Here is a 23,934-nt window from a genome sequence, read left to right on the forward strand (position 1 = left end):
GGGAGCTGACGCGATGGAAAGGCGCTCCCTCACGCAATATCGCCGGGTCACGGTAAAGGTTGGTTCGGCACTTCTGGTCGACCGCAAGAGCGGGCTTCGGCGCGAATGGCTGACTGCTCTTGTCGATGATCTCGCCTGGCTCTCCCGTGCAGGCGTAGAAGTTCTCGTGGTCTCTTCAGGTGCCATTGCGCTTGGTCGCACCGTCCTTGGCCTTGGCTCGCGCAAGCTGAAGCTTGAGGAAGCCCAGGCTGCTGCCTCTGCCGGGCAGATCGCACTTTCAAGCGCCTGGGCCGAAGCGCTCTCGCGCCACGAGCTCATTTCCGGTCAGGTGCTGGTCACGCTGGGCGATACCGAAGAGCGCCGGCGATATCTCAATGTTCGTGCGACCATTTCCACGCTTCTCAAGATGAAGGCGGTGCCGATCATCAATGAAAATGACACGGTGGCCACCACGGAAATCCGCTATGGCGACAATGACCGGCTGGCCGCGCGCATGGCGACCATGATGGGTGGCGACCTGCTCGTTCTTCTTTCAGATATCGATGGGCTCTACACCGCGCCTCCCGCGCGTGACCCTGATGCACGGCTGATCCCGTATGTTGAGGAGATCACCCCGGCAATCGAAGCGATGGCGGGCGAGGCAGCCTCGGAGCTTTCACGGGGCGGAATGCGCACCAAGCTTGATGCGGGAAGGATTGCGACCGGCGCCGGAACCGCGATGATCATCGCTTCGGGTCTGAAACTCAATCCGTTGCGGGCCATCGAGCAGGGTAAGAATTGCAGCCTGTTCGCACCAAGCAAGACGCCGGTGCGGGCTTACAAGACCTGGATCGCGGGACATCTGGAACCCACCGGTGTCATCACGGTCGATGAGGGGGCAATGCGGGCACTTGGCGCCGGCAAGAGCCTGCTTCCGGCCGGCGTGACCTCGGTGGCTGGTACCTTTGCACGGGGTGATACGGTGGCCGTTGTGGGGCCTGACGGGCGCGAATGCGCTCGCGGTCTGGTTGCCTATGACGCGGCGGATGCCATAAAGATCGCAGGCCTTAAAACGGCGGAGATATCGGAAGCCATAGGCTATGAGAGCCGCGGCGCCATGATCCATCGTGATGACATGGTGCTGGCTGCATCGCTGATGCGCGATGCCGCAGGAATGGTAGAGGGCTAGGAAATGCTGAAAGCAAATGAGGCAGCGACAATGGATGTCGCGCAGATCATGTCAGACATGGGGGGCCGTGCCCGCGCTGCCGCACGACCACTGGCCATTGCCTCGAGCGATCAGAAGAACAAGGCGCTCCTCGCCATGGCGGAGGCACTCGAGGCGCGGGTTCCCGAAATCCTTGCCGCCAATGAAGAGGATCTGGAACGCGGCCGCGCCAACGTTCTTTCTGCCGCCCTCATGGACCGGCTCATGCTGGACGAGAAACGCATTGCAGGCATTGCATCGGGTATCCGTTCGATTGCCGCGCTCGAAGATCCGGTTGGAAGCGTGATCGCCGAATGGGAACGGCCCAACGGCCTGCAGATCGAACGGGTTCGCACACCCCTGGGTGTCATCGGCGTGATCTATGAAAGCCGCCCCAATGTCACAGCGGATGCTGGAGCGCTTTGCCTGAAAGCTGGCAATGCAGTGATCCTGCGCGGCGGCTCGGATTCGGTTGATTCTTCCTCGGCCATTCATGCCTGCCTCGTGGAGGGGCTTGAGGCGGCCGGGCTTCCCGCCGATGCAATCCAGCGTGTGCCGGTGACGGACAGGGCTGCTGTCGGAGAGATGCTGGCGGGTCTTCAGGGCAATGTGGATGTCATTGTGCCGCGCGGCGGCCGCGGGCTTGTGGAGCGGGTGAAGCGCGATGCGCGCGTGCCGGTTTTCGCGCATCTGGAAGGCATCTGCCATCTCTATATAGACGGATCGGCCAATCTCGACATGGCGCGCGAGATCGCCGTCAATGCGAAGATGCGGCGCACCGGAATTTGCGGTGCCGCCGAGACGCTTCTTGTCGATCGCGCGGCAGCCGAGACGCATCTTGTGCCGATCCTCACCGCGCTGGCAGAGGCGGGTTGTGCCATACGCGCCGATAACGAGGTGCGAAAGCTCTATCCGCAGGCGGCAACGGCAACTGAAGAAGACTGGCGGACCGAATATCTCGACGCGATCATCTCGGTGCGGCTGGTGGATGGTGTCGGTGGTGCGATCGAGCATATCGAGACCTATTCCTCTCATCACACCGAAGCCATCGTGGCGGAGGAGGCGCACGCGGTGGAGCGGTTCTTCAACGAGATCGATTCCGCCATCCTGCTCCACAATGCCTCGACCCAGTTTGCCGATGGCGGCGAGTTCGGGATGGGGGCGGAGATCGGCATCGCCACCGGCAAGATGCATGCGCGCGGGCCGGTTGGCGTGGAACAGCTCACTTCGTTCAAATATCGCGTGCGCGGCAACGGGCAGACCCGTCCCTCATGACGGTGCAACAGGGCAAAGTTCCCGGGCATTATCTGCGCATGCCGCATGTCGAAAGGGGCATGGCGGTCGCTCTTTTCGGCGGATCGTTCAACCCGCCCCATGCGGGCCATGCGCTGGTGGCGGAGACGGCCATGCGGCGGCTGCGCCTCAACCAGCTCTGGTGGATGGTCACGCCCGGCAATCCGCTCAAGGACCACAGCAATCTCGCTCCCCTGGAAGAGCGTCTCGCGCTGTCGGAAACTGCGGCGGAAGACCCGCGCATGAAGGTCACCGCTTTCGAGGCCGCTTATCGCGTCCGCTATACCGCCGATACCGTGGCGCTGGTGCAGGCCCGCAATCCCGGCGTCAGTTTCGTCTGGATCATGGGCGCGGACAGCCTGCGCGACTTTCACAAGTGGGAGCGCTGGCAGGAGATCATCCGCTCGATCCCGATTGCCGTGTTCGACCGCCCGGGGGCGACGCTCTCCTTCCTCTCTTCCAAGGTAGCAAAGACCTTTGATCACGCGCGGATCGATGAGGAGGACGCGCCGCTGCTTGCGCGGTCAAATCCACCCGCATGGACCTTCATCCATGGTCCGCGCTCTCCCTTGTCCTCGACCATGCTGCGGCGGCAGGCCGCGAAGGACTGAGCAGAAAAAATCTGCGGAATTGCCCATCCCGTCATCACAATGACTCGATGCGTGGCTTTAGCCTGCGCCAGATGCGGCCCGGCCACGCGCCACTGCGAGTTCTTATTTGACCTGAACCGACTGCGGCCCATCTGTTGATCAAAAAAGGGTTCAGCATGAGCGATCAGGCACAGGCATTTCGGCCGATGGAAGGGGAGTATGGCGGCGAGGCGCTGCCGACACCGGCCATCGCTGTAACATCCATCATCCTCTCACTCGGCGTATTGGCGATCGCCAACGGGCTCATGTTCGCGTTCATCCCCTTGCGATTGTCCGCGGAGGGTTTCAGCCCGACCTGGGCGGGTTCGATCCTGACCGCACTTGCAGCCGGTGGCATGGCCGCCTGTTTTCTGACCGGGCATCTGGTGCGCCGGGTAGGACATGCACGTGTCTTCATGACACTGACCGCCATCATCATTCTGTCGAATGCGGTTATCGGGATGAAGACCGACCCCTATCTCTGGCTCGTCGCGCGCATGCTCTACGGCTTCGCGATGAACGGGCTCTTCATCGTCGCGCAAAGCTGGCTCAACGATGTGCTGGAGAACGATATCCGCGGCCGCGTGCTGGCTATCTTCTACGTCACCTATGTGGTTGCGCTTGGTGTGGGGTCCTACGGCATCAGCTATATCGACATTTCCGGCAATACCGCGCCTGTCATCGGTGTCGTATTCGCCGCCATTTCCATCATTCCGGTAGGTCTCACGCGTCTGCGCCCGCCACCGCCGCCCGAAACCGCGTCCATCGCGCTCAATCTTGCCTGGCAGGTCTCGCCGGTTGGTGTGGCGGGCATGCTCGCCGTCGGCGGGCTTTCGGTCATGGTGGCGGGTTTTGCTCCCATCCACGCAGCGGCAACGGGACTGGCCCAGGCCGAAATCGCGCTTTTGATGTTCGCGATGCCGCTTGGCACCATCCTGATCCAGGTGCCATTCGGCTGGCTGTCGGACAGGATGGACCGCCGCTACATGATGGTTGCGGCAGGGGCATTGGTATTCTTTGGCGGTCTGCTCGCAGCCCGGGTCGATGGCGGCAGCATTGTCATGCTTCTTGCCGTGTACATGATCTGGAGCGGTGCAACGGAAACGATCTTCTCCCTGTCGAGCGCCCATGCGGGTGACCGGGCGCAGAAGAAGGATCTCGTTTCGGTTTCTTCCACGCTGCTTTTCGCCTGGTCACTCTCCGGCTTCATCATTCCAGGCGGCACAACCATTCTGACGGCAGTGGTCGGCACCCAGGCCTTCATGTATGTCGCAATATTCGTGGCGCTGCTGCTCGTTGCCTTCATCACCTGGCGCATCCGCATCGCCGAGGCAACGCCGGCTGACGAGACTGTGGACTTTGCTCCGCTTCCCGCCCAGGCCCCGCTGCCTGCAGAACTTGCCTATGAGTATGAAGTCGAGGAAGAGCCAGTGGCGGTTGCCCAAGCCAATTGAGTTTTCCGCAGCGCCGTGTCTTGAAACTGACAAGGTGCTCTGCCTATCTTCGGGGTGCAAGACCTGAGCAGTGGCCCAAATGGTGACGCTATCCAGGAGAATGCCGGTGAAAAGTGAATGAGTAGCCGGCAACTTAACGGTGGGGCTTACCGTTTTTGCTTTTGAAACGAACTGTTTTGGGTCATGCTGACGCATCGCACCGGTGATCGGCTGCGAAACGTTGTTCTTGTTGGAAAGGAAAGACACTGAGAACAGCACTTGAAAAGAAGGCTCAAACCATGCCTTCGCCGGCCGGGGCCAGCGGCAATTCCGCTTCTCGCGCCGTAGAAATCGCACTTGCAAGTCTCGAAGGCTCCAAGGCGGAAGATATTGTTTCCATTGACATTCAGGGCAAGTCCGCACTGGCAGACTACATGATAGTAGCCTCCGGTCGCTCGCATCGTCACGTTGCGGCTGTTGCGGATCACCTCATCAAGGCGCTGAAGGAAGCCGGGCTTGGCACTGCACGCGTCGAGGGACTGTCCGGTGCCGATTGGGTGTTGATCGATTCGGGCGATATCATCGTCCATGTCTTCCGTCCCGAAGTTCGTGAGTTCTACAACATCGAAAAGATGTGGTCGGCTCCCGACTTGGAAGACGAGACGCTGCACTAGAGACACCTCGCGGACCGTGCGGTTCGCGCGCTGTTTGCAACGCCTGATGCCGAGAGTGTCACGGCAGGGAAGAAGGCTGACTCTGCGGCCGGAAGCGAAATGCGCCGGCTGCGGGAGCGTCTGATCCGAAACACGAAGACGGCATCTGCAGCAAACACACCCTTTTGCATCCAGACCCGATAACGGCTATTGCCTGCAGCAGAAGCTGCAGAGGCATCCATGCGCATATTCATCCATGCCGTCGGCCGCATGAAATCGGGTCCTGAGAAGGAACTGGCCGAGCGCTATCTCGAACGATTTCGCAAAGCCGGCGGGGCTGTCGGGCTTGAAAGCGGAGGCGTTGTCGAGCCTGCCGAGAGCCGTGCGCGCAGTGTCGAGGAGCGAAAGCGTGAAGAGGGCCGAAAGCTTGCAGAGCAGGTGGGTGCCGCTCCGCTTGTCCTGCTAGATGAAAACGGGCGCGATCTCTCCTCCCGCGAATTTGCACAGCTTCTTGCCGACCTGCGTGATCGCGGTGAGAAACAGCTCACACTGGCCATTGGCGGGCCTGACGGGCATGATCCCGAAATGCAGGCACGTGCGGAGCGCGTGATCTCCTTCGGCAAGGCGACATGGCCGCACCAGCTCGTGCGCGTGATGCTTGCCGAACAGCTTTATCGTGCAGTCACGATCCTCTCCGGCCACCCCTATCATCGCGATTGAACGCCGTCATTGTGCAGCAGTCCAGCACTGCTATCATGGCCTTTGCGAGGCGGTCGGCAACTGTGCAGGCCGATGATGGAGGGATGAGATGAAACGCATTCTGGCAGGTCTGCTTGCAACGGCTGCTTTTAGCAGCACTTCGAGCGCGCAGGAATTCTCCAGCGTCTACACGGATCTGGATGCCGAGCAGAATTGCGTCGTCTATGATCAGGCACCGGACGGCGAAGGCGACTGGAGCCAGCTTCTGTGCGAGGGCTACAAGGGCTACCCCGTTTTCCTTTCCTATTCGGACGCACGTGAATCCGTCTTTTATGGTATCCCGCCGGAAGGTGAGGATCAGCCGGTCTGGGAAAGCTTCACGCCCTTCAACAGTGTGGGAAAAAAGGTGGAATGGCGCCTGATGTCCTATGGTGGCAAGACGATCCCGCTTGCGACCATCCATCGATGGACGGTGGTTTCCGACCTCGATGAGGAAATGGAAGTCCTGGTGGTCGAGAAGGTGGGGCAGCCCCAGGCACGTGAAGGATGCGCGGTCGGGTATGTAGCGGCTACGGGCAATGAAAATGCCAATGAAGCGGCACGACGCATTGCCGACAACCAGGTCTTCGATTTCGCCTGCGGCGCGGACCAGCCGGTTGTCGAGTTCGGCGAGATTCCCGTACCGCCCATGACCGGCTTCGGCGACCAGTAAGCTGGATAGAAAAAGCCGGCGCTGGGGCCGGCTTTTCAAGCTTTCTTGGCAGAGTGACCGCTATCAGGCTTTTGCCTTCGCGCGGTCAATCGCCTCGGTGATGAGGCGGCGTGCGGCTGAAGAATCCATCCAGTCGCCGATTTTCACCCACTTGCCGGGCTCCAGGTCCTTGTAGTGCTCGAAGAAGTGCTGGATCTGCTTGAGCGTGATGTCCGGCAGGTCAGAATAGTTCTTCACGTCCTCATAGCGGCGCGTGAGATGCGGCGAGGGGACCGCGATGATCTTCTCGTCCTGACCGGAATTGTCTTCCATGACCAATACGCCGATCGGGCGTACATTGATCACGCAGCCGGGCATCAGCTGGCGCGTGTTGCAGATAAGGACGTCGATCGGGTCACCGTCATCCGAAAGCGTGTGCGGCACGAAGCCGTAATTGCCCGGATAGGTCATCGGAGTATAGAGGAAGCGGTCCACGACCAGCGTGCCGGCTTCCTTGTCCATCTCGTATTTGATCGGCTGCCCGCCAACGGGCACTTCTACGATCACATTCACGTCTTCAGGAGGATTGTCGCCAATGGAGATGGCTTCGATACGCATCGCACTCTTCCATGCTGGTTGACCTTGCGCGGGAGGGGTAGCCGTTCTTGCGCCTGCAGGCAATGCGCAGAAGGGCGCAATTGCGCAATTTTAAAGGGAAGCGTGCGGGTTTTCCGGCTGGTTGGCGAGCGGTTCGGCCAACCTAGTTCCAAACATAGGCGATCTTGCGCAGGGCCTTGGAGTCGAAGACCTCGACACCTTCGGCGAAATCGCGCCCGCCTGCGCGTTCATAGAACGAGCGTGCACCGTCATTTTCTTCCAGCGCCCAGACCACCAGACCGTCGAAACCGTGGGAAACCAGCATCTCGCGGGCCGCATTGAACAGGCGGCGGCCAAGGCCTATGCCCTGATATTCGGGGGCGAGATAAAGTTCGTATATCTCGCCGTCCTGCTGCAGCTCTCGCGCGCGGTTGCGACCAAGCGTGGCGTAGCCCGCGATTTCCCCACCGATCTCCATGACGAGCACTGTTGCCGAGCGCTTGATGGCATTTGACCACCAAACGGGACCGCGCCGGCCGATCATGGCATTCAGCGCCTTGTGCGGGATGATTCCGGCATAGGCACCGCGCCAGGCACGATCATGGACGGAGGCGATTGCCTCTGCATCCTCCATACCTGCCCGTCTGATGTCGATCGTCAGTGTCTTCATGATTTGTTAACCATAGCCGCCTCGCCGTACCCATGGCAAGCCATTCGCATTGGCAGCTTGTTCAACTGCGATCAGATTTCGGCGAGGTGATCGGACAGTTCGTTCTGATCATCGACTGTCGGCGGGAAATGCCGCGCGAGCTCTTCTCCCACCATCGCGATGGCTGCGTTGAACGCCTCCGCAAGGTTCCCGCAGGATGCTTCCTCGATCAGTTTGGCGACCGTTTCATTCCAGCGCGCCTGCGGCACGACATTCGCTATCCCGCTATCGGCCAGCACTTCGCCATAATGCTCTTCGAGCGAAAGAAATATCAGCACGCCTGTACGCTGGCGCGTCAGGTGGATGTTCCTTCCCACGAACTGGCGGCGGGCATTTTCATGCGCACGGCGATAACGCAGGCTGCGCGGCACGAGGTGGACACGGATGCCCGGCCGGAAATGGAGCACAAGCAGCCCGGTTGCTACGGACGCCGCCTGAGCCAGCACGAACTGGTAGAGCGGGAGGGCCAGCCAATAGAGGTGTAACACAATGGCTGCGATCAGGCTTAAGCCAATGATAGCCATTGTCAGGAAGAAGGCTGCAGGCAGGAAGTAGCTGTCGCTGCGTTGTGCGAGCACACAGTGAATCTCGCCACTGGTGCGCGCTTCAGCATTTGTGATGGCATTGCGGATCCGTTCGTGCTCCGCGTCATTGAGAAATTTGCCCGCCATCACCAGCTCCCCGAAGCTCCACCACCGCCGGAGGATCCCCCGCCTCCGGAGAATCCGCCGCCACCGGACCATCCCCCACCGCCGGAATAGCCGCCGCGCGACCAGCTGCCTTTGCGCCGGGGCTTTTTGGGGTTGGTATCGATCTCCATGCCCAGCCATTCATAGCGGCCTGGCCCGATCTTGCGGCCGAAGATCGGGGCCAGGAGGGCAAGGCCCAAGCCGCCGAAGAAAAGCGTCCCCCAAACCACCAGGAAGAGGGCAAGCGGCCAGATCGGATCTTGTTGTTCTTCGACAACGCGCCTTGCACGCGCTTCGAGTTCGGCTCCATTGCCCTCGAGTACCATGATGATGTCTTCAACGGCTTTTTCGATACCGGCGGCAAAATCGCCGTTTCGGAATGCGGGTACCATGGTGTTTTCGATGATGAGCTTGGAATGCAGATCGGTGAGCGTGCCCTCGAGCCCATAGCCCACTTCGATACGCATTTTCCGGTCGTTCGGCACCACGAGAAGCAGCACGCCATTGTCCTCGCCCGTATGGCCGAGCCCCCAGCTTCTGAAGAGCCGGTTGGCGAAAGGCTCGATCGCTTCGCCGTTGAGCGAGGGAAGGGTGGCGATGACGATCTGGTCGCTCGCACGCTCCTCGAAGGCCGCAAGTCGTGCGGTCAGCCTCGTTTCGCTTGCGGCATCAAGCAGGCCGGCATTGTCGACGACGCGCCCGGTCAGGGCAGGCAGTCCCTGCGCCATCGCGACAATGCTGGTGATGCAGGAGACCAGCAGCGCAAGCACGACTAGACGCAATGCATGCGTCAAGCTTCCACCGGATTGCTCGCAAGAGGCCTGCATCATCTCCGCCCCGACGCCGGCCTAGCCGCCGTTGCCGAAATCGACCGTGGGTGCGTTTTGGTTCTCCTGTGCAATGGTGAAGGTCGGCAGAGGTTCTGCATCGGTGAACCAGAACTTCGCCCACAGCATGCTGGGAAGCGTTTTCAGCGAGGTGTTGTAGAGCCGCACGGCCTCGATATAGTCGCGACGCGCAACGGCGATGCGGTTCTCGGTGCCTTCCAGTTGCGCCTGCAGCGCCAGGAAGTTCTGGCTTGCCTTCAGATCGGGATAGTTTTCCGCGACAGCTATCAGTCGCGACAACGCGCCTGAGAGCTGTGACTGGCTTTCCATGAAGGCCTCGAAGGCTTCCGGGTTTTCAAGAAGACTTGCATCCACCCGGATCTGCGTCGCCTTGGCGCGCGCTTCGACGACACCTTCCAGCACCTCACGCTCGTGAGCGGCATAGCCTTTCACGGTTTCCACCAGGTTGGGGATCAGGTCGGAACGGCGCTGATACTGGTTCAGGACCTCACTCCAGGCGGCTTTCGCCTGTTCTTCTCGCGTGGGGATGGTGTTGAAGCCGCAGGCGGAAAGCAGCGGCATCGCCAGCATGAGCATGAGAATGGCGCGCATGGCGGATGCACGCATGGACATGGCCTGGATCATCTTTTCCCCTCTACAGCCGGTTCGACCGGCGCGAAGATTAGTGCTATTGCGCTTATAAGGAAATGCGCTCGTGTTTGGAGATACGTGAAGCATGGGGAAGGGGCAATTCGAGGAAGATGAGCGCCAACGCGAGGCGCGGCAGATTCTCGATCGCGTCGGACGGGAAAGCGATCCCCAAAACGCGATCAACCGGTTCAGCGGGCGCGTGCAGGACCATTTCAGTGCAGCCGATGCGCCCAAGGGTGATCCGATCGAGCTGTGGGGCCGCCGTATCGGGCGCATTCTCGCATTGATCGCGCTGGCCATTGCCGTCCTGTGGCTCTTCAGCCAGATCATGGGGGCACCGGCATGAATGCTCGGAAGCACAAGTCGGTTCTTGCCATTTCAAGCCATGTGGCACGGGGGTCGGTGGGGAACCGCTCGGTGGTATTCGTGCTGGAATATCTCGGCCATCCCGTCTGGTCCGTGCCGACGATCATGCTGCCTTGGCATCCCGGCCATGGACGCTCCACACCAATCCGCCCGGACGACGAGGCTTTCGCGCGCTTTCTGATGGAGTTGGGAAGCGCGCCTTGGCTTGGCGAGATCGATGCCGTCATCACCGGCTATTTCGGCTCGCCCGCACAAGCGGTCGCCGTCGCCGAACTTGTCGGGCAGGTGAAGTCCGCAAATCCCGCGGCGCTCTTCCTGTGTGATCCGGTCATCGGTGATGATGGCGGGCTTTACGTGCTGTCTGAGACCGCTGCCGCGATTCGCGACATATTGCTGCCCATCGCCGATCTCGCGACACCCAACCGTTTCGAACTGTCGTGGTTCGCGGGTCAGCCTCTAAATGACATGGCGGCGATCATCGATGCCGCGCGCAGGCTCGGTCCCCGGCGTGTTCTCGTGACTTCGGCGGAAGGCAAGTCGCCTGGCAATATCGCCAATCTTTATCTTTCGGCAGAGGAAAGCCTGCTTGCAGAGCACCGGCGGATCGACCATCCGGTAAAGGGCACCGGCGACCTGACGGCGAGCCTGTTCCTGTCGCGCCTGCTCAATGGTCTTCCTCCCAGGGAAGCCCTGCGTGAGACGACCGCGGCGGTGTATGAGATGTTCGCCAATGCCGCGGCCCGCGGTGCCGACGAGCTGATGCTGGAAACGGATGCACGCATCCTGAACGCTCCGACCGCGTTGGTCACCGTGAACGAGCTGACACCAACCCCGGCTTAAGCTCTTGCCTTGGTTCGGAAATATAATTATCGGAACTCACATGACACATCTTCCAGAACGCCTTCTTTCCGGTTACCGCAACTTCATGTCCGGTCGCTATTCCAGCGAGAGCGAGCGCTATGAGCGCCTTGCCCGTGAAGGGCAGAAGCCGCAGACCATGGTCATAGCATGCTGCGATTCACGTGCGGCGCCCGAGACGATCTTCGACGCCGGGCCGGGTGAACTCTTCGTGGTCCGGAATGTGGCCAATCTGGTTCCGCCCTATGCTCCCGACAGCGAATTCCATGGCACATCCGCCGCACTGGAATTTGCCGTGCAGGCGCTCAAGGTGAAGCATATCGTGGTGATGGGGCATGGCCGTTGCGGCGGTATCAGTGCGGCTCTCGGCGGGCTTTCAGAGCCATTGTCGCCGGGTGATTTCATCGGCAAGTGGATGTCGCTGGTCGCCCCGGCGGCAGAAGCCATTTCCAGTGCCAATCTCCTGACCGCCGCAGAGCGCCAGACCGCCATGGAGCGCGTTTCGGTGCGCAATCAGGTGGACAATCTGCGCAGCTTCCCGATCATCAAGGAAGGTGAGGAAAAGGGTGAGGTCACCCTTCACGGCGCGTGGTTCGACATCTCCAAGGGCGAGCTTTGGGTGATGGATCCCGAAAGCGGCGACTTCGAACGTCCCGCGATCTAGTCGCCGGCGTCAGGCGCTGGTGTCTGGTACCGAGCGTACGGCCGAAGCCATCACCGGTTCCGGGAGCCGGCGCCAGACCAGCCATGAGATGATCGCGACCAGTCCCATGGTCGGGATGATCACGCTCATGGCGAAAACCGCGTCGCCGATCAGCGCGGATATCGATCCGCCCAAAAGACCGCCCCCCATCTGCAGGAAGCCTGCAACCGCTGATGCGGAACCCGCAATGCGAGGAAAAGGTGCCAACGAGGCCGTCATCATGGCTGGCATGACGAAGGCGATGCCGAAGGCGTAGAACGAGACGGGCACCATCACGCGCAGGAAGGTGGGTTCAAGCGTGTTGAGCATGATCAACATCGCCAGGCTGCCGGTTGCAATGCAGGTCAGGCCGATCGGCACCAACCTGTAGGCACCAAGCCTGCGCATCAGGAAGCGGACGGTGAGCGAACCGGAAAAGAAGAAGCCGGACTGCATCAGCATGCCGATCCCGAACTGCGAGGGCGTCAGCCCCACGCGGTCCATCAGGATGAATGGCAGTACGGTGGCCAGCGTGTAGAGTGCGCCGGTCGAACCGGCGATCACCAGCGCCGAACTCATGAAATAGCGGCTCGTCAGCAGCGTGGCGTAGGATTTCAAAAGCGCCTTGGGCGCTATGCGAGAGGTGTCGCGGATCACCGTTTCGCGCAAAGCCAGCTGGATGGTTGCCATGATCGCCAGGCCGGCGAGGAGCATCACCAGAAAGATTGCATGCCAGCCGAAAAACTCCATGGTCAGCCCGCCGATGGTGGGCGCCAGGGCCGGGCCGACCGCCAGAATGATACCAATGAGGTTCATGATGCGGGCTGATTGCTCGTGGGTGAACAGATCACGTACCACCGCACGCGATACCGCAACGCCTACGGCAGCGCCCACGCCTTGTATGAAGCGGGCGGCAATAAGCCATTCGATGCCTGGCGCGAGAAGGGCAACCAGGCTCGCAGCGACATAAATGCCGATAAAGGCGAGCGTGACAGGCTTGCGACCGAAGCCGTCGGATAGCGGCCCGCAAAAGAGTTGCGAGAAGGCAAAGCCCGCGAAATAGGCCGAGAGCGTGAGCTTCACGGCTGATGCGGTGGTGCCAAAGGCCTGCACGATCTCCGGCATTGCGGGTGTGTAGAGCGCCATGGATACCGGGCCGATGGCAACCAGCATCGCGCCGAGCATGCCAACGCGCCGTTCGCTCATCAGAGGTGTGGCGGCCTGGTTCGGGCTTGGGCCACTGCCTGCCGCCTCACCTTCGACGGGCTTGACCTGGCGGTCAGGCGTCATGTCATTCATCTGGGTGGAGATTGCTCCGGATCTGCCTGAGAAGCTTCATCAACTTTTCCCAATCGCGATCGTTGATCTTGTCGCGCGCCATTTCACGCACTTCAGCACCTTTTTCGGCTATGCCACGCAGCACGTCATAGGCCGCATCCGTCAAGCGAACAAGCTTGGCACGGCGATCTGTCGGATCGGCTATGCGCTCTATGAGGCCCTGTTTCTCAAGACGGTCGAGATAGGCGCTGAGCGTCATCGCCTCCAGTCCCAAAGCGTCAGCCAGAACGACCTGCCTCACTTCGCCCGCGCGTGCAGCATGAACCAGTGCCCGGGCTTCTCCGGGAGTTACCGTTATGTCGCTGTCGGCGAATTTCCGGTCGAATTCACGGCGCTGCAGCCGGGCAATGTCATGGATGAGGAAACTGAAGTTCTGCGGGTCGAATGGAGGTGATTTCATGAGCGCTACATTGTAAGGTGCCATTACTAAGTCATGCTTATAATATAGAAGTTATAGGGCGGTGAAGGGGGGCGGCAAGCTGTTGCCGTGCAAAAACTTCATGTTGTGCCAGGCGGGTTGGAGCGGCTAAAGCTCTTGGCCTGCCAAGGCAAGGAGCATCTCCATGAGCGATACAGTTGCATCCCGGTCAGAAATCGAAGCGCTGACCCGCTGGACCGGACCCCATGGCCTGCCGGATTTCGCTGCAATTGATGACGCCGCATTTGCTGACAGTTTCGCCAGGGCCTTGGCGGAGCACAAGGCCGAGATTGAGGCGATCGCCGATAATCCGGATGATCCGGGCATCAGGAACACGCTTGAGGCGCTCGAGCTCTCCGGTGACGCGCTGGACCGAGTGGCATCGATCTTCTGGTGCAAGGCCGGCGCGCATACCAATGATGTGATCCAGACGCTGGAGCGCGAAATCTCGCCGAAAATGGCGGCGCATTTTTCCGCGATCGCCATGAATGAGAAGCTTTTTGCCCGCATCAACACGCTTTACGAGAAGCGCGAGACGCTGGGGCTTGATGGCGAAACCATGCGTGTTCTGGAAAAGAGCTGGAAAGGCTTCGTGCGCGGCGGCGCGATGCTGGGCGCGGAAGACAAGAAGCGGCTTGCTGCCATCAATGAGGAACTTGCAGGCCTCGGTGCGCGCTTCGGGCAGAACGTGCTGGGCGATGAAAGCGAATGGGCACTTTTCCTGGACGAGGGCGATCTGGAGGGGCTGCCGCAGTCATTCAGGAGCGCCATGGCGGAAGCTGCCGAAAGCCGCGGGCAGGCGGGACGCTTTGCGGTCACCCTGTCGCGTTCGATAGCCGAACCGTTCCTTTCGTTTTCTGCACGCAGGGATCTGCGCGAAAAGGTTCTGAAAGCCTTCACCTCCCGCGGCGCGAATGAAGGCGAGCGCCACAATGGGGAACTGGTTCGGCGCATGCTTGAGCTGCGTGCGCAGAAGGCGAAACTGCTCGGCTATGAAAGCTATGCCGCCTACAAGCTCGACGATACCATGGCGAAGTCGCCCGAGCGCGTGATGGAGCTTCTTGAACCCGTTTGGCACAAGGCACGGGAAAAGGCGGCAGAAGATCAGAAAGCACTGGAAGACATTGCTGCCAAGGAAGGTGCCAATCATGCCATCGCGCCATGGGACTGGCGTTATTATGCGGAGAAGCTTCGCGCCGAGCGCTTCGATTTCGATGAGGGCGCGCTGGAGCCCTACCTAGCGCTGGAGAACGTCATCGCTGCAGCTTTCGATGTGGCAGGGCGCCTGTTCGGCCTGCGTTTCGAGGAACTGAAGGATGTGGCTGCATGGCATGAGGATGTGCGGGTGTTCCATGTTCTCAATGCCGACGGCAGCGAACGCGGCCTCTTTCTGGCAGACTATTTCAACCGGCCTTCGAAGCGGTCTGGTGCCTGGATGAGCGCGCTTCAGTCATCCCACAAGCTGGGCGACGGCCAGATGCCGATCATCTACAATGTGATGAATTTCGCAAAGCCGCCGAGAGGCAAGCCTGCCCTTCTTTCGCCTGACGATGCGCGAACGTTGTTCCACGAGTTCGGCCATGCCCTGCACGGGCTGCTTTCGGAGGCCCGCTGGCCGTCGGTCTCCGGCACCTCCGTGTCGCGCGATTTCGTCGAGCTTCCATCCCAGCTTTACGAGCATTGGTTCACCGTGCCGGAAATCCTGAAGAAGCATGCAAAGCATGTGGAGACCGGTGAACCCATGCCGCTCGATCTCCTGGAGAAGATGCGAGCGGCACAGACTTTCGATGCCGGTTTCGCGACGGTCGAGTTTGCCTCATCGGCGCTCATGGACATGGCCTTTCATGCGCGTGCGGAGCCCGTTGAGGACCCACTGGCCTTCCAATCGTCCGAGCTTGCGCGGCTCGAAGCGCCGGAAGCGATACCCATGCGGCACGCGACGCCGCATTTCCTGCATGTCTTTGCGGGCGACGGATATTCAGCCGGCTACTACTCCTATATGTGGTCGGAAGTGCTTGATGCCGACGCCTTTGCCGCTTTCGAGGAAGCGGGCGATCCGTTCCACCGCGAAACCGCGCAAAAGCTTCTGGAGCATATCTATGCCGCTGGCGGCAGCCGGGACCCGGAAGAGCTTTATACCGCCTTTCGCGGACGCATGCCGACACCCGAGCCGATGATGGAAAAGCGCGGGCTGAGCTGAGGTCTAACGTCTGGCTTTAAGGCCAGGCAGGGCCGCGCGCCATTGGCGCATGAAGATCTCGCGCTTTGCCTCATCGAGTCCCACAAGCAGTGCGGGCGTCATGGAGATTGGACGGAAGGTCTCAAGGTCATCCGCCTTCTGTCCCGTCAGGCGCTCCAGTCGCTCAGCGCCATCAATGGGCGAGAGCAGCCGCATATCGTTGGAGAGGATGTCCCGTCCCTCGGCGGAGAGCATGAAATCGACAAAACGCGCTGCCGCCAGCTGTGCGCGTGCCTGGCGCGGAACGAAGGCTGCGCGCGCCATAACCAGCGTGTAATCGCGTGGCAGGACGATGCCGATGCGATCATCCTCCCTGATATAGTCCAGCGCATAGGAGCCGAGAACGTTGTAGCCGATCAGCAGGCGGCCATCGGCAACGCGTTCAAGGATGTCGAATGTGCAGCAATAAAGCTTCGCATTGTTGCGGCCGAGGCTCTCCACCACGCGGCCCCAGGTGCCGGCCTGAAGCGCATCCTGAAATGCGAAAAAATAGCCAAGGCCCGAACTGGCAATGTCATAGGTGCCGATGCGCCCTGCATAATAGGTGCTGGAGCGCAGGAGGTCGATGAATTCGAACCTGCTTTGCGGCGCGCCGACCTCGCTGAACCAGGCGCGGTTGTAAACCATGACTGCCGGTTCGAAGGTGAAGCCGAACAGCTCGTCGCGCCAGCGCGCCCAACCGGGCAGGCGTTCCGCTTCGGCCAGAACAAGCGGCTTTGCGCAGCCGTCATTCACCAGCTTCAACTGCTGATCGACGGCTGAAGAAATCACCACATCCGCCACGAATTCGCCTGAGGCGCAGGCTTCTTCCTGCCGCGCGGCTATCTCGTTGGAGGTCAGTTCGCGATAGGTCACGGCCAGGCCGGGATTGCGCAGCTGGAAGGCTTCCACCATAGGCCGGAATACGGCCAGGTCGGTGGTGCTTTCGATCACGAGTTCTTCAACCGTCGGTCCGCCACCGGCCGGTGGCAGGTCGAACTGGCGCGCTTGGCCGGGCGTGGATGCCAATACCAGCGCGATCAGGAGTATCAGGCGCTTCATGATGCTATCCTCGGCAGTTCCAGGCCAATCTCAAAGCCTTCTTTTGCCGTGTTTCTGCAAATGATGCGTGCCTGGTGCATTTGTGCGACGGAAGCGGTGATCGACAGGCCGAGGCCGGCACTTTCAGGGCTGATGCCGTCACCGATGAAGCGCTGGCCAATGCGTGCCCGCTGTGTCTGATCCATGCCCTTGCCAGCATCATGCACCAGGATCATGGCGCGGTCTCCAGCTTCGGGCGTGACCGTGACGCTGATCGGATGAGCACCATGTTTGACGGCGTTTGAAAGCAGGTTCTTCACCGCCTCGCGCAGACTGACCGCATCTCCCTTCACCATCACTTCGTCATCCGGAAGCGATACGGCGATGGGTTGGTTGGCAATGGCGCGGATTTCGCGTTCGGCCTCGATGGCCACCCGGCGCAGATCGATCGCCTCCATCGTCGCGACATCGGCACGATGGGAGATCAGCGCATGGCTCAAAAGCTGGTCTGCCAGGCGCCCAAGGCCGACACTGCGTGCATACAGACGACGGTGCAGCCGCTCGAGCCGCTCGGGATCCTTCTCGCCGACGGCCAGCTGGGCCTGGGCGCGCAATGCGGTGATGGGCGTGCGGATCTGGTGTGCCGCATCGGCAACAAAATTCTGCATGGCCTCGATGCGCTTGTCGAGCCGGCCCATGAAGCGGTTGATGGCAGACACAAGCACCGCAACCTCCTGTGGCGCGGCGACATCGAGCGGGGAAAGGTCGTTGGCTTCGCGCGCGAGGATCGCCTGTTCCACGCGGGTCAGAGGGCGCAGGGCTATGTGCAGCACGAACATCGAGATGAAGAACAGCACGACGGCGGCCACCGCGATGATGAGCGCTGCCTGGGTTGTTATGCTTCGTGCCAGCGCACCGCGCTCCGCCGTTGTCTGGGCGACGATTATGTCGACCTTCCCGCGCATGGACCGTTCGGCAAGCTGACGTGACATCAGCACGGCTCGAACCGGAACTCCCTTGAAGCTGGTTGCATAGATGGTGGGCTCACCCGCCTTGCGTTCGTCCGGAAGCGGAAGGTCTGCATATCCGGTCAGATGCGATCCCTGAGGGCCGATCACGCGGTAGAAAACCCGATCCTCACGGGCCAGCGACAGAAGTTCGAAGGCGGAAACAGGAAGGTCGATGCCGACTTCGCCCTCGCTCACATATACGCGTTCGGCGATCTGTAGCGCCGCGCCGCGCAGGAGTCGGTCGAAGGTCTCGTCACTTGCTGCCTGGCCAAAGCGGCTGGCCGCCAGGATGGTGGCTATCACGGCAACAACGAGGATCACGAGCATGGCCAGCCCAAGGCGGAAGGCGATGGACTGGGTCTTTTGCGAAAGCGGCGTGGATGACGGCAGACTCACATTCAGATTCCGCGCTTGATTGCCTGATAGCCCAGGCCGCGTAGCGTCTTGATCTCGAGATCGGCACCTTCCAGCTTCTTGCGCAGACGGGCCACATAAACCTCCACCGCATTAAGTCCCGCTTCTCCGGTGAGTCCATAAAGGCGCGAATAGAGATCATCCTTGTCCAGAACCCGTCCCAGATTGGAGATGAAGGCCTCAAGGAGAACGAATTCGCGACGGGTCAGCTCTATCTCGCGCGCATCCACATCCACGGTGCGGGCGGACAGGTTACAGCGCAGATTGCCGATCTCGGTGACCGCATCGGCTACCCCGTGTTGTCGTCGGCTCACCGCACGGGCCCTGGCTTCCAGTTCGCGCAGGTCGAAGGGTTTGACGAGATAGTCATCCGCCCCGAAATCGAGCGCGTCGATCTTGTCGTCGACATGCATGCGCGCGGTCAGAACCAGCACCGGCACCATGTTCTTCGCCGCGCGTAGCTGTTTGAGGATATCAAGACCGGAGCCATCGGGCAGGTTCAGGTCGAGAATGACCAGGTCGAACGGGTCCAGACCCAGAAAATGCTCGGCGTCTTCGCGCGTTGTCGCATGTTCGCAGACATGCCCCTGGCGCTGGAAATGGGAAAGAATGGCGTCCGCGACATCCTCCGTATCCTCGACCACCAGTATGCGCACGAATTGTTGCCTCCCCGAATCTGACAGCTTGATGACAGCTTGCCGTCTTATCGTGCCCGAACCTTCGCACGAAAAGCGTGCGGCAGGAATAAGGGAGGTTTATCCATGAAGAAACTCGCTGCAGCAGGTGCTGCAACCCTTTTCGCTGCGCTGGCCTTTGCCGGTCAGGCGATCGCGTTCGAGCCGAAGCAGACCGAGTGCGTCGCACCGGCCAATGCCGGCGGCGGCTGGGACTTTACGTGCCGCCAGGTCGGCAAGACGCTTTATGACCTCAAGCTCATTTCGTCGCCCATGCAGGTGACCAATCTCGCCGGTGGCGGCGGTGGCGTTGCCTATGCGGAAGTCACCTCCAAGCGCAATGATGACAACAATCTGATCGTCGCGGCCTCCTCGGCCACCAGCACGCGTCTTGCCCAGGGGGCGTTTCCGGGTGCCAGCAAGGACCAGGTGCGCTGGGTGGGTTCCATCGGTGCAGATTATGGCGTGATCGCCGTTGCCAAGGACTCCGACATCAACACGCTGCCGGAACTGTTCGAGAAGGTGAAGAACGACCCGAAGTCGGTCTCGTTTGCCGGCGGTTCTGCCGTGGGTGGCTGGGACCATCTGAAGGTTCTCATCGCAGCAAAAGAGTCCGGCATTGATGATGTCCGCTCCGTCAAATATGTCGCCTTCGAGGGCGGCGGCGAGGCCGTGACCCAGCTTCTGGGCGGCCATGTCCAGGCATTCTCCGGGGACATCTCCGAGACGAAGGGCTTTGTCGATTCCGGTGATCTGAAGGTTCTTGCAGTCCTGGCCGACGAGCGTCTGCCGGGCGACGAATTCAAGGATTTCCCGACCGCCGTCGAGCAGGGCATCAACGCCACGGGCGCGAACTGGCGCGGCTTCTACGCTCCCGGCGAGATGAGCGACGAGGCCTATGACTTCTGGGTCAACACCATCAAGACGACCTATGAAAGCGACGAGTGGAAAGAGGTCATGAAGAACAATGGCCTGATGCCGCTCGCCAAGTTCGGTGATGAATTCGAAGCCTTCGTCGCCAAGCAGATCGCGGACACCGAAGAGCTCAGCCGCGAGATCGGCATCCTTCAGTAAGCCGTCAACCAAAGGCTTGCAGGTCGCGCGCGTGAAAGCCGCGGCCTGCACTCATACCACCCGGGGAGGTAAACCATGAGCGATCGCGTTCTTGGCGGGACGTGCCTCGTCCTTGCGCTGCTCTACATCCTGTTCGCCACGCAGATCCGCGTCGGCTTCATCTCGGACCCGATGGGCCCGAAAGTCTTCCCGATCGTGATCGGTGTAGCACTCGCCCTTGGCTCCCTTTACGTGCTCTTCCGGCCTGATCCGGAGCCGCTCTGGCCAGCCTTCGGTCGGGTAGGCGAGATCGTGCTGGCCGTTCTGGTGCTGGTTCTCTACACCTATGCCCTGCCGCATGTCGGCTTCACGATCTCCACCACCTTCGCAGCAGGCATTCTGAGCTGGCGTCTGGGTGCCAGCCCGGTGGCAGCCAGCATTGCGGGCGTCGTGATCGCGGTCAGCATCTTCGTCATCTTCCGCATGATCCTCGGCCTTTCCCTCGCGCTCGGCCCCATGGGCTTTTGAGGAGACCTGAACAATGGACGTCTTTTCCAGTCTGGCAGACGGTTTCGCCGTCGCACTTACCTGGCAGAATCTCGGGCTTGCGCTGGTCGGCTGCTTTCTTGGCACGATCATCGGCGCGCTGCCGGGCCTTGGGCCATCCAATGGCGTGGCCATTCTCATTCCGCTCGCCTTCACGCTGGGCCTGCCGGCAACGCCGGCACTCATCCTGCTGACCTCCGTCTATTACGGCGCGATGTATGGCGGACGCATATCGTCGATCCTGCTCAACATCCCCGGTGACGAACCGGCGCTGATGACCACACTCGACGGCTATCCCATGACCAAGCAGGGCAAGGCCGGCGAGGCGCTCGCCCTTTCGGGCATCGCGTCATTTGTCGGCGCCTTCTTTGCCACCTGGGGTCTGGTCTTCCTCGCACCACAGCTGGTCAAGGTGGCTCTGCTGTTCGGTCCGGCCGAATATTTCGCGCTCTTCACGCTCGCCTTCGCCACGCTTGGCGGTATTGCCGCCCGCAATCAGGCGAAGGCGGTCATGGCGGCAGCACTTGGTCTGGGTGTTGCGATGATCGGCGTGGACCACCAGACCGGCGTGCCGCGCCTGACATTCGGTGAGATCCATCTCTATGAAGGCATCCACTTCCTGATCGCGATTGTCGGTCTCTTTGCCATCTCCGAGGTCTTTCTGTTCCTCGAACATGCCAATGGAACGGCGCCGAAAGCATCGGACACGAAGCTCAACCGCATCACCGCTCCGCTTTCCATGCTGAAAAAGACGAGCGGCACCATGGCGCGCTCGACCGTGGTGGGCTTCATCGCCGGTGTCCTGCCCGGCGCGGGGGCTTCGCTTGGATCCTTCGTGTCCTACACGATCGAGAAACGCATCGCCGACAAGGAGGGCACGTTCGGCACGGGTGATCCACGCGGTGTTGCAGCTCCGGAAGCCGGCAACAATGCTGCTGCCGGCGGAGCGCTGGTGCCGATGCTTGCACTTGGTGTTCCGGGCTCGGGCACGACGGCGGTGCTTCTGGCCATGCTCATGGCGCTCAACATAACGCCGGGTCCGCTGCTCTTCACGCAGCAGCCGGATGTGGTCTGGGGCCTGATCGCAGCCCTCTTCATCGGCAACATCATGCTGCTTCTGCTCAATGTGCCGATGGTGGGCCTGTTCGTGCGCGTGCTGCAGGTGCCGACGAAATATCTGATGCCGGCCGTGGCGATGATCTCCTTCGTGGGCATTTACGGCCTGTCGGGTTCAACCTTCGACCTGATGGTGATGATCATCTTCGGTGTCGCCGGCTATCTCCTGCGCAAGCTCGACGTGCCGCTGGTGCCGGTCATCCTCGGCATCCTGCTTGGCAACGAGATGGAAAAGAACATGCGCCGCGCGCTGACCATCTCGGATGGCGATTATTCCATCCTGTGGGGCTCGCCCATGGCAATCGGCATCTGGTGCCTGGCCATTCTCGGCTTCATCGCGCCGCTTCTGGTGGGCCGTTTCCTCCGCCCGAAGAAAGACGCGACCGTCGCACCATAACAAACCGGGACCTGTCGCCCGCGCCACACCGGTGCGGGCGACATACGCTTGTCAGATAGCTGTCATGGCAGCATCAACTTCCTGAAACAGTCTGCCCCCAGAGTGCGCGCTTGCTCATTCAACCGAGGGAGACTGTCATGAAACATTACGCAGTGCGTACCCGCCGCCAGTTCCTGGCGCAAAGCAGTGCCGCCGCACTTGTTGCGACCTCCAGCCTTGCTCTTCCTTCCATTTCCCGTGCCGCCTCGCGCCCCGCATTCACCCATGGCGTCCAGTCGGGTGACGTGGACATGACCACCGGCATGATCTGGACGCGCACGGATCGTCCCGCCCGTGTCGAGTTCGAGGTCGCGACCACCGAAAGCTTTTCCAATGCACGCCGCCTGCCCACGCTCGACGCCCTGCCGGAAAGCGATTTCGCCGTGAAGCGTCTCCTGACCGATCTCACGCCGGATCAGGACATCTTCTACCGGATGCGTGCCGTGGACCTCACCGACACGAACGCCGCTTCCGAGTGGAACGTCGGTCAGTTCAAGACCGCACCTTCGGCACGCCGCGACATCCGTTTTGCCTGGTCGGGTGATACGGCCGGTCAGGGTTGGGGCATCGACGAGACCGGCATGAAGACCTACGGCACCATGGCCGGTCACCGCCCCGACTTCTTCATCCATTCCGGCGACACGATCTATGCCGATGGTCCGATGCAGGATGAAGTCACGCTCAAGGACAACAGCGTGTGGAAGAACACGGTCCTGATCGATGAGAAGCGCAAGGTTGCCGAAACGCTGGGCGAGTTCCGCGCGCAGTGGAAATACAACATGATGGACGAGCATGTGCGCGCGATGAATGCCGTCTGCCCGACCTTCTTCCAGTGGGACGATCATGAGGTCGTCAACAACTGGTCGGCTGCCAAGGATCTTTCCGAAGACGATCGCTACACGGAAAAGAATGTCGCGCTCCTGCAGGCGCGTGCGGCGCGTGCCTTCCACGAGATGACGCCGATCCGCTTCACGCCGGCAGAGCCCGGCCGCGTCTATCGCAAGATCGCCTATGGGCCCACGCTCGACATCTTCTTCCTCGACATGCGCTCCTATCGTGCAGGCAATTCCGACAGCATGCAGGAAGAGCAGAGCGAGGAAACGCGCTTCCTGGGTGACGAGCAGATCCGCTGGCTCAAGCGTGAACTCGCCAATTCCCGCGCCACCTGGAAGGTCATCGCCTCCGACATGCCGATTGGCCTCGTCGTGCCCGATGGCGACAGGATCGAAGCCATTGCCAATGGCGACGATACAGGCCCGAAAGGCCGCGAATTCGAGATCGCCGATCTTCTGCGCTACATCAAGAATGCGGGCATCGAGAACACGGTCTGGTTCACGGCTGATGTTCACTACACGGCAGCGCATTACTACAATCCGGACAAGGCCGCCTTCCAGGACTTCAAGCCATTCTGGGAATTCGTCTCCGGTCCGCTGCATGCCGGCACTTTCGGTCCGAACAAGCTCGACAACACTTTTGGCCCGGAACTGAAATATGTGAAGGCACCGTCCGAAGAGCAGGGCGTCAATCTTCCGCCCTCGGACGGCTTCCAGTTCTTCGGCCTTGTCGACATCGAAGCTGCCACCGAACAGATGACGGTTCGGCTCATGGATCGCGACGACAACGAGCTCTACAAGGTGACCCTCGACCCGGTCAGATCGGCCTGACCCTTTCACTTCGGTGAAAAAACCTGTATGAGCGCGGCCAACG

General features: G+C 60.9%; 25 protein-coding genes. 15 read left to right on the plus strand and 10 right to left on the minus strand.

The window, feature by feature from the left end; all coding sequences use genetic code 11:
- Positions 1 to 13: 13 nt before the first annotated feature.
- The 7 genes from proB (at position 14) to EL18_RS13855 (ending at position 6,605) form a co-directional block, all read left to right on the plus strand.
- Positions 14 to 1,168, plus strand: coding sequence for a glutamate 5-kinase (gene proB, locus EL18_RS13820; RefSeq protein WP_036485503.1), 1,155 nt, complete (start codon positions 14 to 16; stop codon positions 1,166 to 1,168).
- Positions 1,169 to 1,171: 3 nt separating this feature from the next.
- A complete protein-coding gene (locus EL18_RS13825; RefSeq protein ID WP_036485505.1) occupies positions 1,172 to 2,461 on the plus strand; it encodes a glutamate-5-semialdehyde dehydrogenase in 1,290 nt (429 codons plus the stop codon).
- A 38-nt stretch (positions 2,462 to 2,499) separates the two neighbouring features.
- Positions 2,500 to 3,090, plus strand: a complete 591-nt coding sequence (locus tag EL18_RS13830; protein WP_036486394.1) for a nicotinate-nucleotide adenylyltransferase — start codon at positions 2,500 to 2,502, stop codon at positions 3,088 to 3,090.
- Between the two features lie 155 nt (positions 3,091 to 3,245).
- Positions 3,246 to 4,562 (plus strand): MFS transporter, encoded by a 1,317-nt coding sequence (locus tag EL18_RS13835; protein ID WP_036485507.1) that lies wholly within the window; start codon positions 3,246 to 3,248, stop codon positions 4,560 to 4,562.
- Between the two features lie 278 nt (positions 4,563 to 4,840).
- Positions 4,841 to 5,215 carry a ribosome silencing factor gene (rsfS, locus tag EL18_RS13840; RefSeq protein ID WP_036485510.1) on the plus strand — a complete coding sequence of 125 codons (375 nt, stop codon included), beginning with the start codon at positions 4,841 to 4,843 and terminating at the stop codon, positions 5,213 to 5,215.
- A 219-nt stretch (positions 5,216 to 5,434) separates the two neighbouring features.
- Complete coding sequence (gene rlmH / locus EL18_RS13850) at positions 5,435 to 5,914, plus strand: 23S rRNA (pseudouridine(1915)-N(3))-methyltransferase RlmH (protein ID WP_036485514.1); 480 nt, start codon at positions 5,435 to 5,437, stop codon at positions 5,912 to 5,914.
- Positions 5,915 to 6,002: 88 nt separating this feature from the next.
- Positions 6,003 to 6,605, plus strand: coding sequence for a hypothetical protein (locus EL18_RS13855; protein WP_036485516.1), 603 nt, complete (start codon positions 6,003 to 6,005; stop codon positions 6,603 to 6,605).
- A gap of 63 nt (positions 6,606 to 6,668) precedes the next feature.
- Here EL18_RS13855 and ppa read toward each other — a convergent pair whose 3' ends face one another.
- The 5 genes from ppa to EL18_RS13880 form a co-directional block, all read right to left on the minus strand.
- Entirely contained in the window at positions 6,669 to 7,202 is a 534-nt protein-coding gene (gene ppa, locus EL18_RS13860; RefSeq protein WP_036485519.1) for an inorganic diphosphatase, read from the minus strand.
- 142 nt (positions 7,203 to 7,344) lie between these two features.
- Positions 7,345 to 7,851 (minus strand): GNAT family N-acetyltransferase, encoded by a 507-nt coding sequence (locus EL18_RS13865; RefSeq protein WP_036485521.1) that lies wholly within the window; start codon positions 7,849 to 7,851, stop codon positions 7,345 to 7,347.
- A 71-nt stretch (positions 7,852 to 7,922) separates the two neighbouring features.
- Positions 7,923 to 8,561: a TPM domain-containing protein gene (locus EL18_RS13870; protein WP_036485524.1), complete on the minus strand. Its 639-nt coding sequence runs from the start codon at positions 8,559 to 8,561 to the stop codon at positions 7,923 to 7,925.
- Positions 8,561 to 9,409, minus strand: coding sequence for a TPM domain-containing protein (locus tag EL18_RS13875; RefSeq protein WP_161782005.1), 849 nt, complete (start codon positions 9,407 to 9,409; stop codon positions 8,561 to 8,563). Before EL18_RS13875 ends, EL18_RS13870 begins: the two co-directional genes overlap by 1 nt.
- Before the next feature lie 18 nt (positions 9,410 to 9,427).
- On the minus strand, positions 9,428 to 10,051 hold the full coding sequence (locus EL18_RS13880) for a LemA family protein (RefSeq protein ID WP_081871246.1): 624 nt from the start codon (positions 10,049 to 10,051) through the stop codon (positions 9,428 to 9,430).
- 91 nt (positions 10,052 to 10,142) lie between these two features.
- Here EL18_RS13880 and EL18_RS13885 point away from each other — a divergent pair, with 91 nt between their 5' ends.
- Genes EL18_RS13885 through EL18_RS13895 form a run of 3 tightly spaced genes read left to right on the plus strand, consistent with a single transcriptional unit; the run spans position 10,143 to position 11,945 of the window.
- Positions 10,143 to 10,403: a hypothetical protein gene (locus EL18_RS13885; protein ID WP_036485527.1), complete on the plus strand. Its 261-nt coding sequence runs from the start codon at positions 10,143 to 10,145 to the stop codon at positions 10,401 to 10,403.
- Positions 10,400 to 11,263, plus strand: coding sequence for a pyridoxal kinase PdxY (gene pdxY / locus EL18_RS13890; RefSeq protein WP_036485529.1), 864 nt, complete (start codon positions 10,400 to 10,402; stop codon positions 11,261 to 11,263). The genes EL18_RS13885 and pdxY overlap by 4 nt, the downstream gene beginning before the upstream one ends.
- A gap of 40 nt (positions 11,264 to 11,303) precedes the next feature.
- Entirely contained in the window at positions 11,304 to 11,945 is a 642-nt protein-coding gene (locus EL18_RS13895; RefSeq protein WP_036485530.1) for a carbonic anhydrase, read from the plus strand.
- Positions 11,946 to 11,954: 9 nt separating this feature from the next.
- On the opposite strand, the gene EL18_RS13900 is transcribed toward EL18_RS13895, so the two are convergent.
- On the minus strand, positions 11,955 to 13,169 hold the full coding sequence (locus EL18_RS13900; RefSeq protein WP_036486399.1) for a multidrug effflux MFS transporter: 1,215 nt from the start codon (positions 13,167 to 13,169) through the stop codon (positions 11,955 to 11,957).
- Positions 13,170 to 13,254: 85 nt separating this feature from the next.
- Entirely contained in the window at positions 13,255 to 13,701 is a 447-nt protein-coding gene (locus tag EL18_RS17630; protein ID WP_081871271.1) for a MarR family winged helix-turn-helix transcriptional regulator, read from the minus strand.
- 163 nt (positions 13,702 to 13,864) lie between these two features.
- On the opposite strand from EL18_RS17630, the gene EL18_RS13910 reads away from it, so the two are divergent.
- The gene (locus tag EL18_RS13910) at positions 13,865 to 15,919 is read left to right on the plus strand and encodes a M3 family metallopeptidase (protein ID WP_051914294.1); all 2,055 of its coding nucleotides are present in this window, start codon (positions 13,865 to 13,867) and stop codon (positions 15,917 to 15,919) included.
- Between the two features lie 3 nt (positions 15,920 to 15,922).
- Here EL18_RS13910 and EL18_RS13915 read toward each other — a convergent pair whose 3' ends face one another.
- From EL18_RS13915 to EL18_RS13925, 3 genes are read right to left on the minus strand one after another with little or no spacing between them, the layout of a single operon-like run.
- Complete coding sequence (locus EL18_RS13915) at positions 15,923 to 16,999, minus strand: ABC transporter substrate-binding protein (protein ID WP_036485534.1); 1,077 nt, start codon at positions 16,997 to 16,999, stop codon at positions 15,923 to 15,925.
- Positions 16,996 to 18,384 (minus strand): sensor histidine kinase, encoded by a 1,389-nt coding sequence (locus EL18_RS13920; protein WP_051914296.1) that lies wholly within the window; start codon positions 18,382 to 18,384, stop codon positions 16,996 to 16,998. Before EL18_RS13920 ends, EL18_RS13915 begins: the two co-directional genes overlap by 4 nt.
- A gap of 2 nt (positions 18,385 to 18,386) precedes the next feature.
- Positions 18,387 to 19,058 carry a response regulator transcription factor gene (locus EL18_RS13925; RefSeq protein ID WP_036485536.1) on the minus strand — a complete coding sequence of 224 codons (672 nt, stop codon included), beginning with the start codon at positions 19,056 to 19,058 and terminating at the stop codon, positions 18,387 to 18,389.
- A gap of 105 nt (positions 19,059 to 19,163) precedes the next feature.
- On the opposite strand from EL18_RS13925, the gene EL18_RS13930 reads away from it, so the two are divergent.
- From EL18_RS13930 to EL18_RS13945, 4 genes are all read left to right on the plus strand, one after another.
- Complete coding sequence (locus tag EL18_RS13930) at positions 19,164 to 20,150, plus strand: Bug family tripartite tricarboxylate transporter substrate binding protein (RefSeq protein WP_036485538.1); 987 nt, start codon at positions 19,164 to 19,166, stop codon at positions 20,148 to 20,150.
- Between the two features lie 75 nt (positions 20,151 to 20,225).
- Positions 20,226 to 20,657: a tripartite tricarboxylate transporter TctB family protein gene (locus EL18_RS13935; RefSeq protein WP_036485547.1), complete on the plus strand. Its 432-nt coding sequence runs from the start codon at positions 20,226 to 20,228 to the stop codon at positions 20,655 to 20,657.
- Positions 20,658 to 20,670: 13 nt separating this feature from the next.
- Positions 20,671 to 22,188: a tripartite tricarboxylate transporter permease gene (locus EL18_RS13940; RefSeq protein ID WP_036485549.1), complete on the plus strand. Its 1,518-nt coding sequence runs from the start codon at positions 20,671 to 20,673 to the stop codon at positions 22,186 to 22,188.
- Positions 22,189 to 22,325: 137 nt separating this feature from the next.
- The gene (locus EL18_RS13945) at positions 22,326 to 23,891 is read left to right on the plus strand and encodes an alkaline phosphatase D family protein (RefSeq protein ID WP_036485551.1); all 1,566 of its coding nucleotides are present in this window, start codon (positions 22,326 to 22,328) and stop codon (positions 23,889 to 23,891) included.
- The last annotated feature ends 43 nt before the right edge of the window (positions 23,892 to 23,934 follow it).

The organism is Nitratireductor basaltis, assembly GCF_000733725.1.
Taxonomy (GTDB): domain Bacteria; phylum Pseudomonadota; class Alphaproteobacteria; order Rhizobiales; family Rhizobiaceae; genus Chelativorans; species Chelativorans basaltis.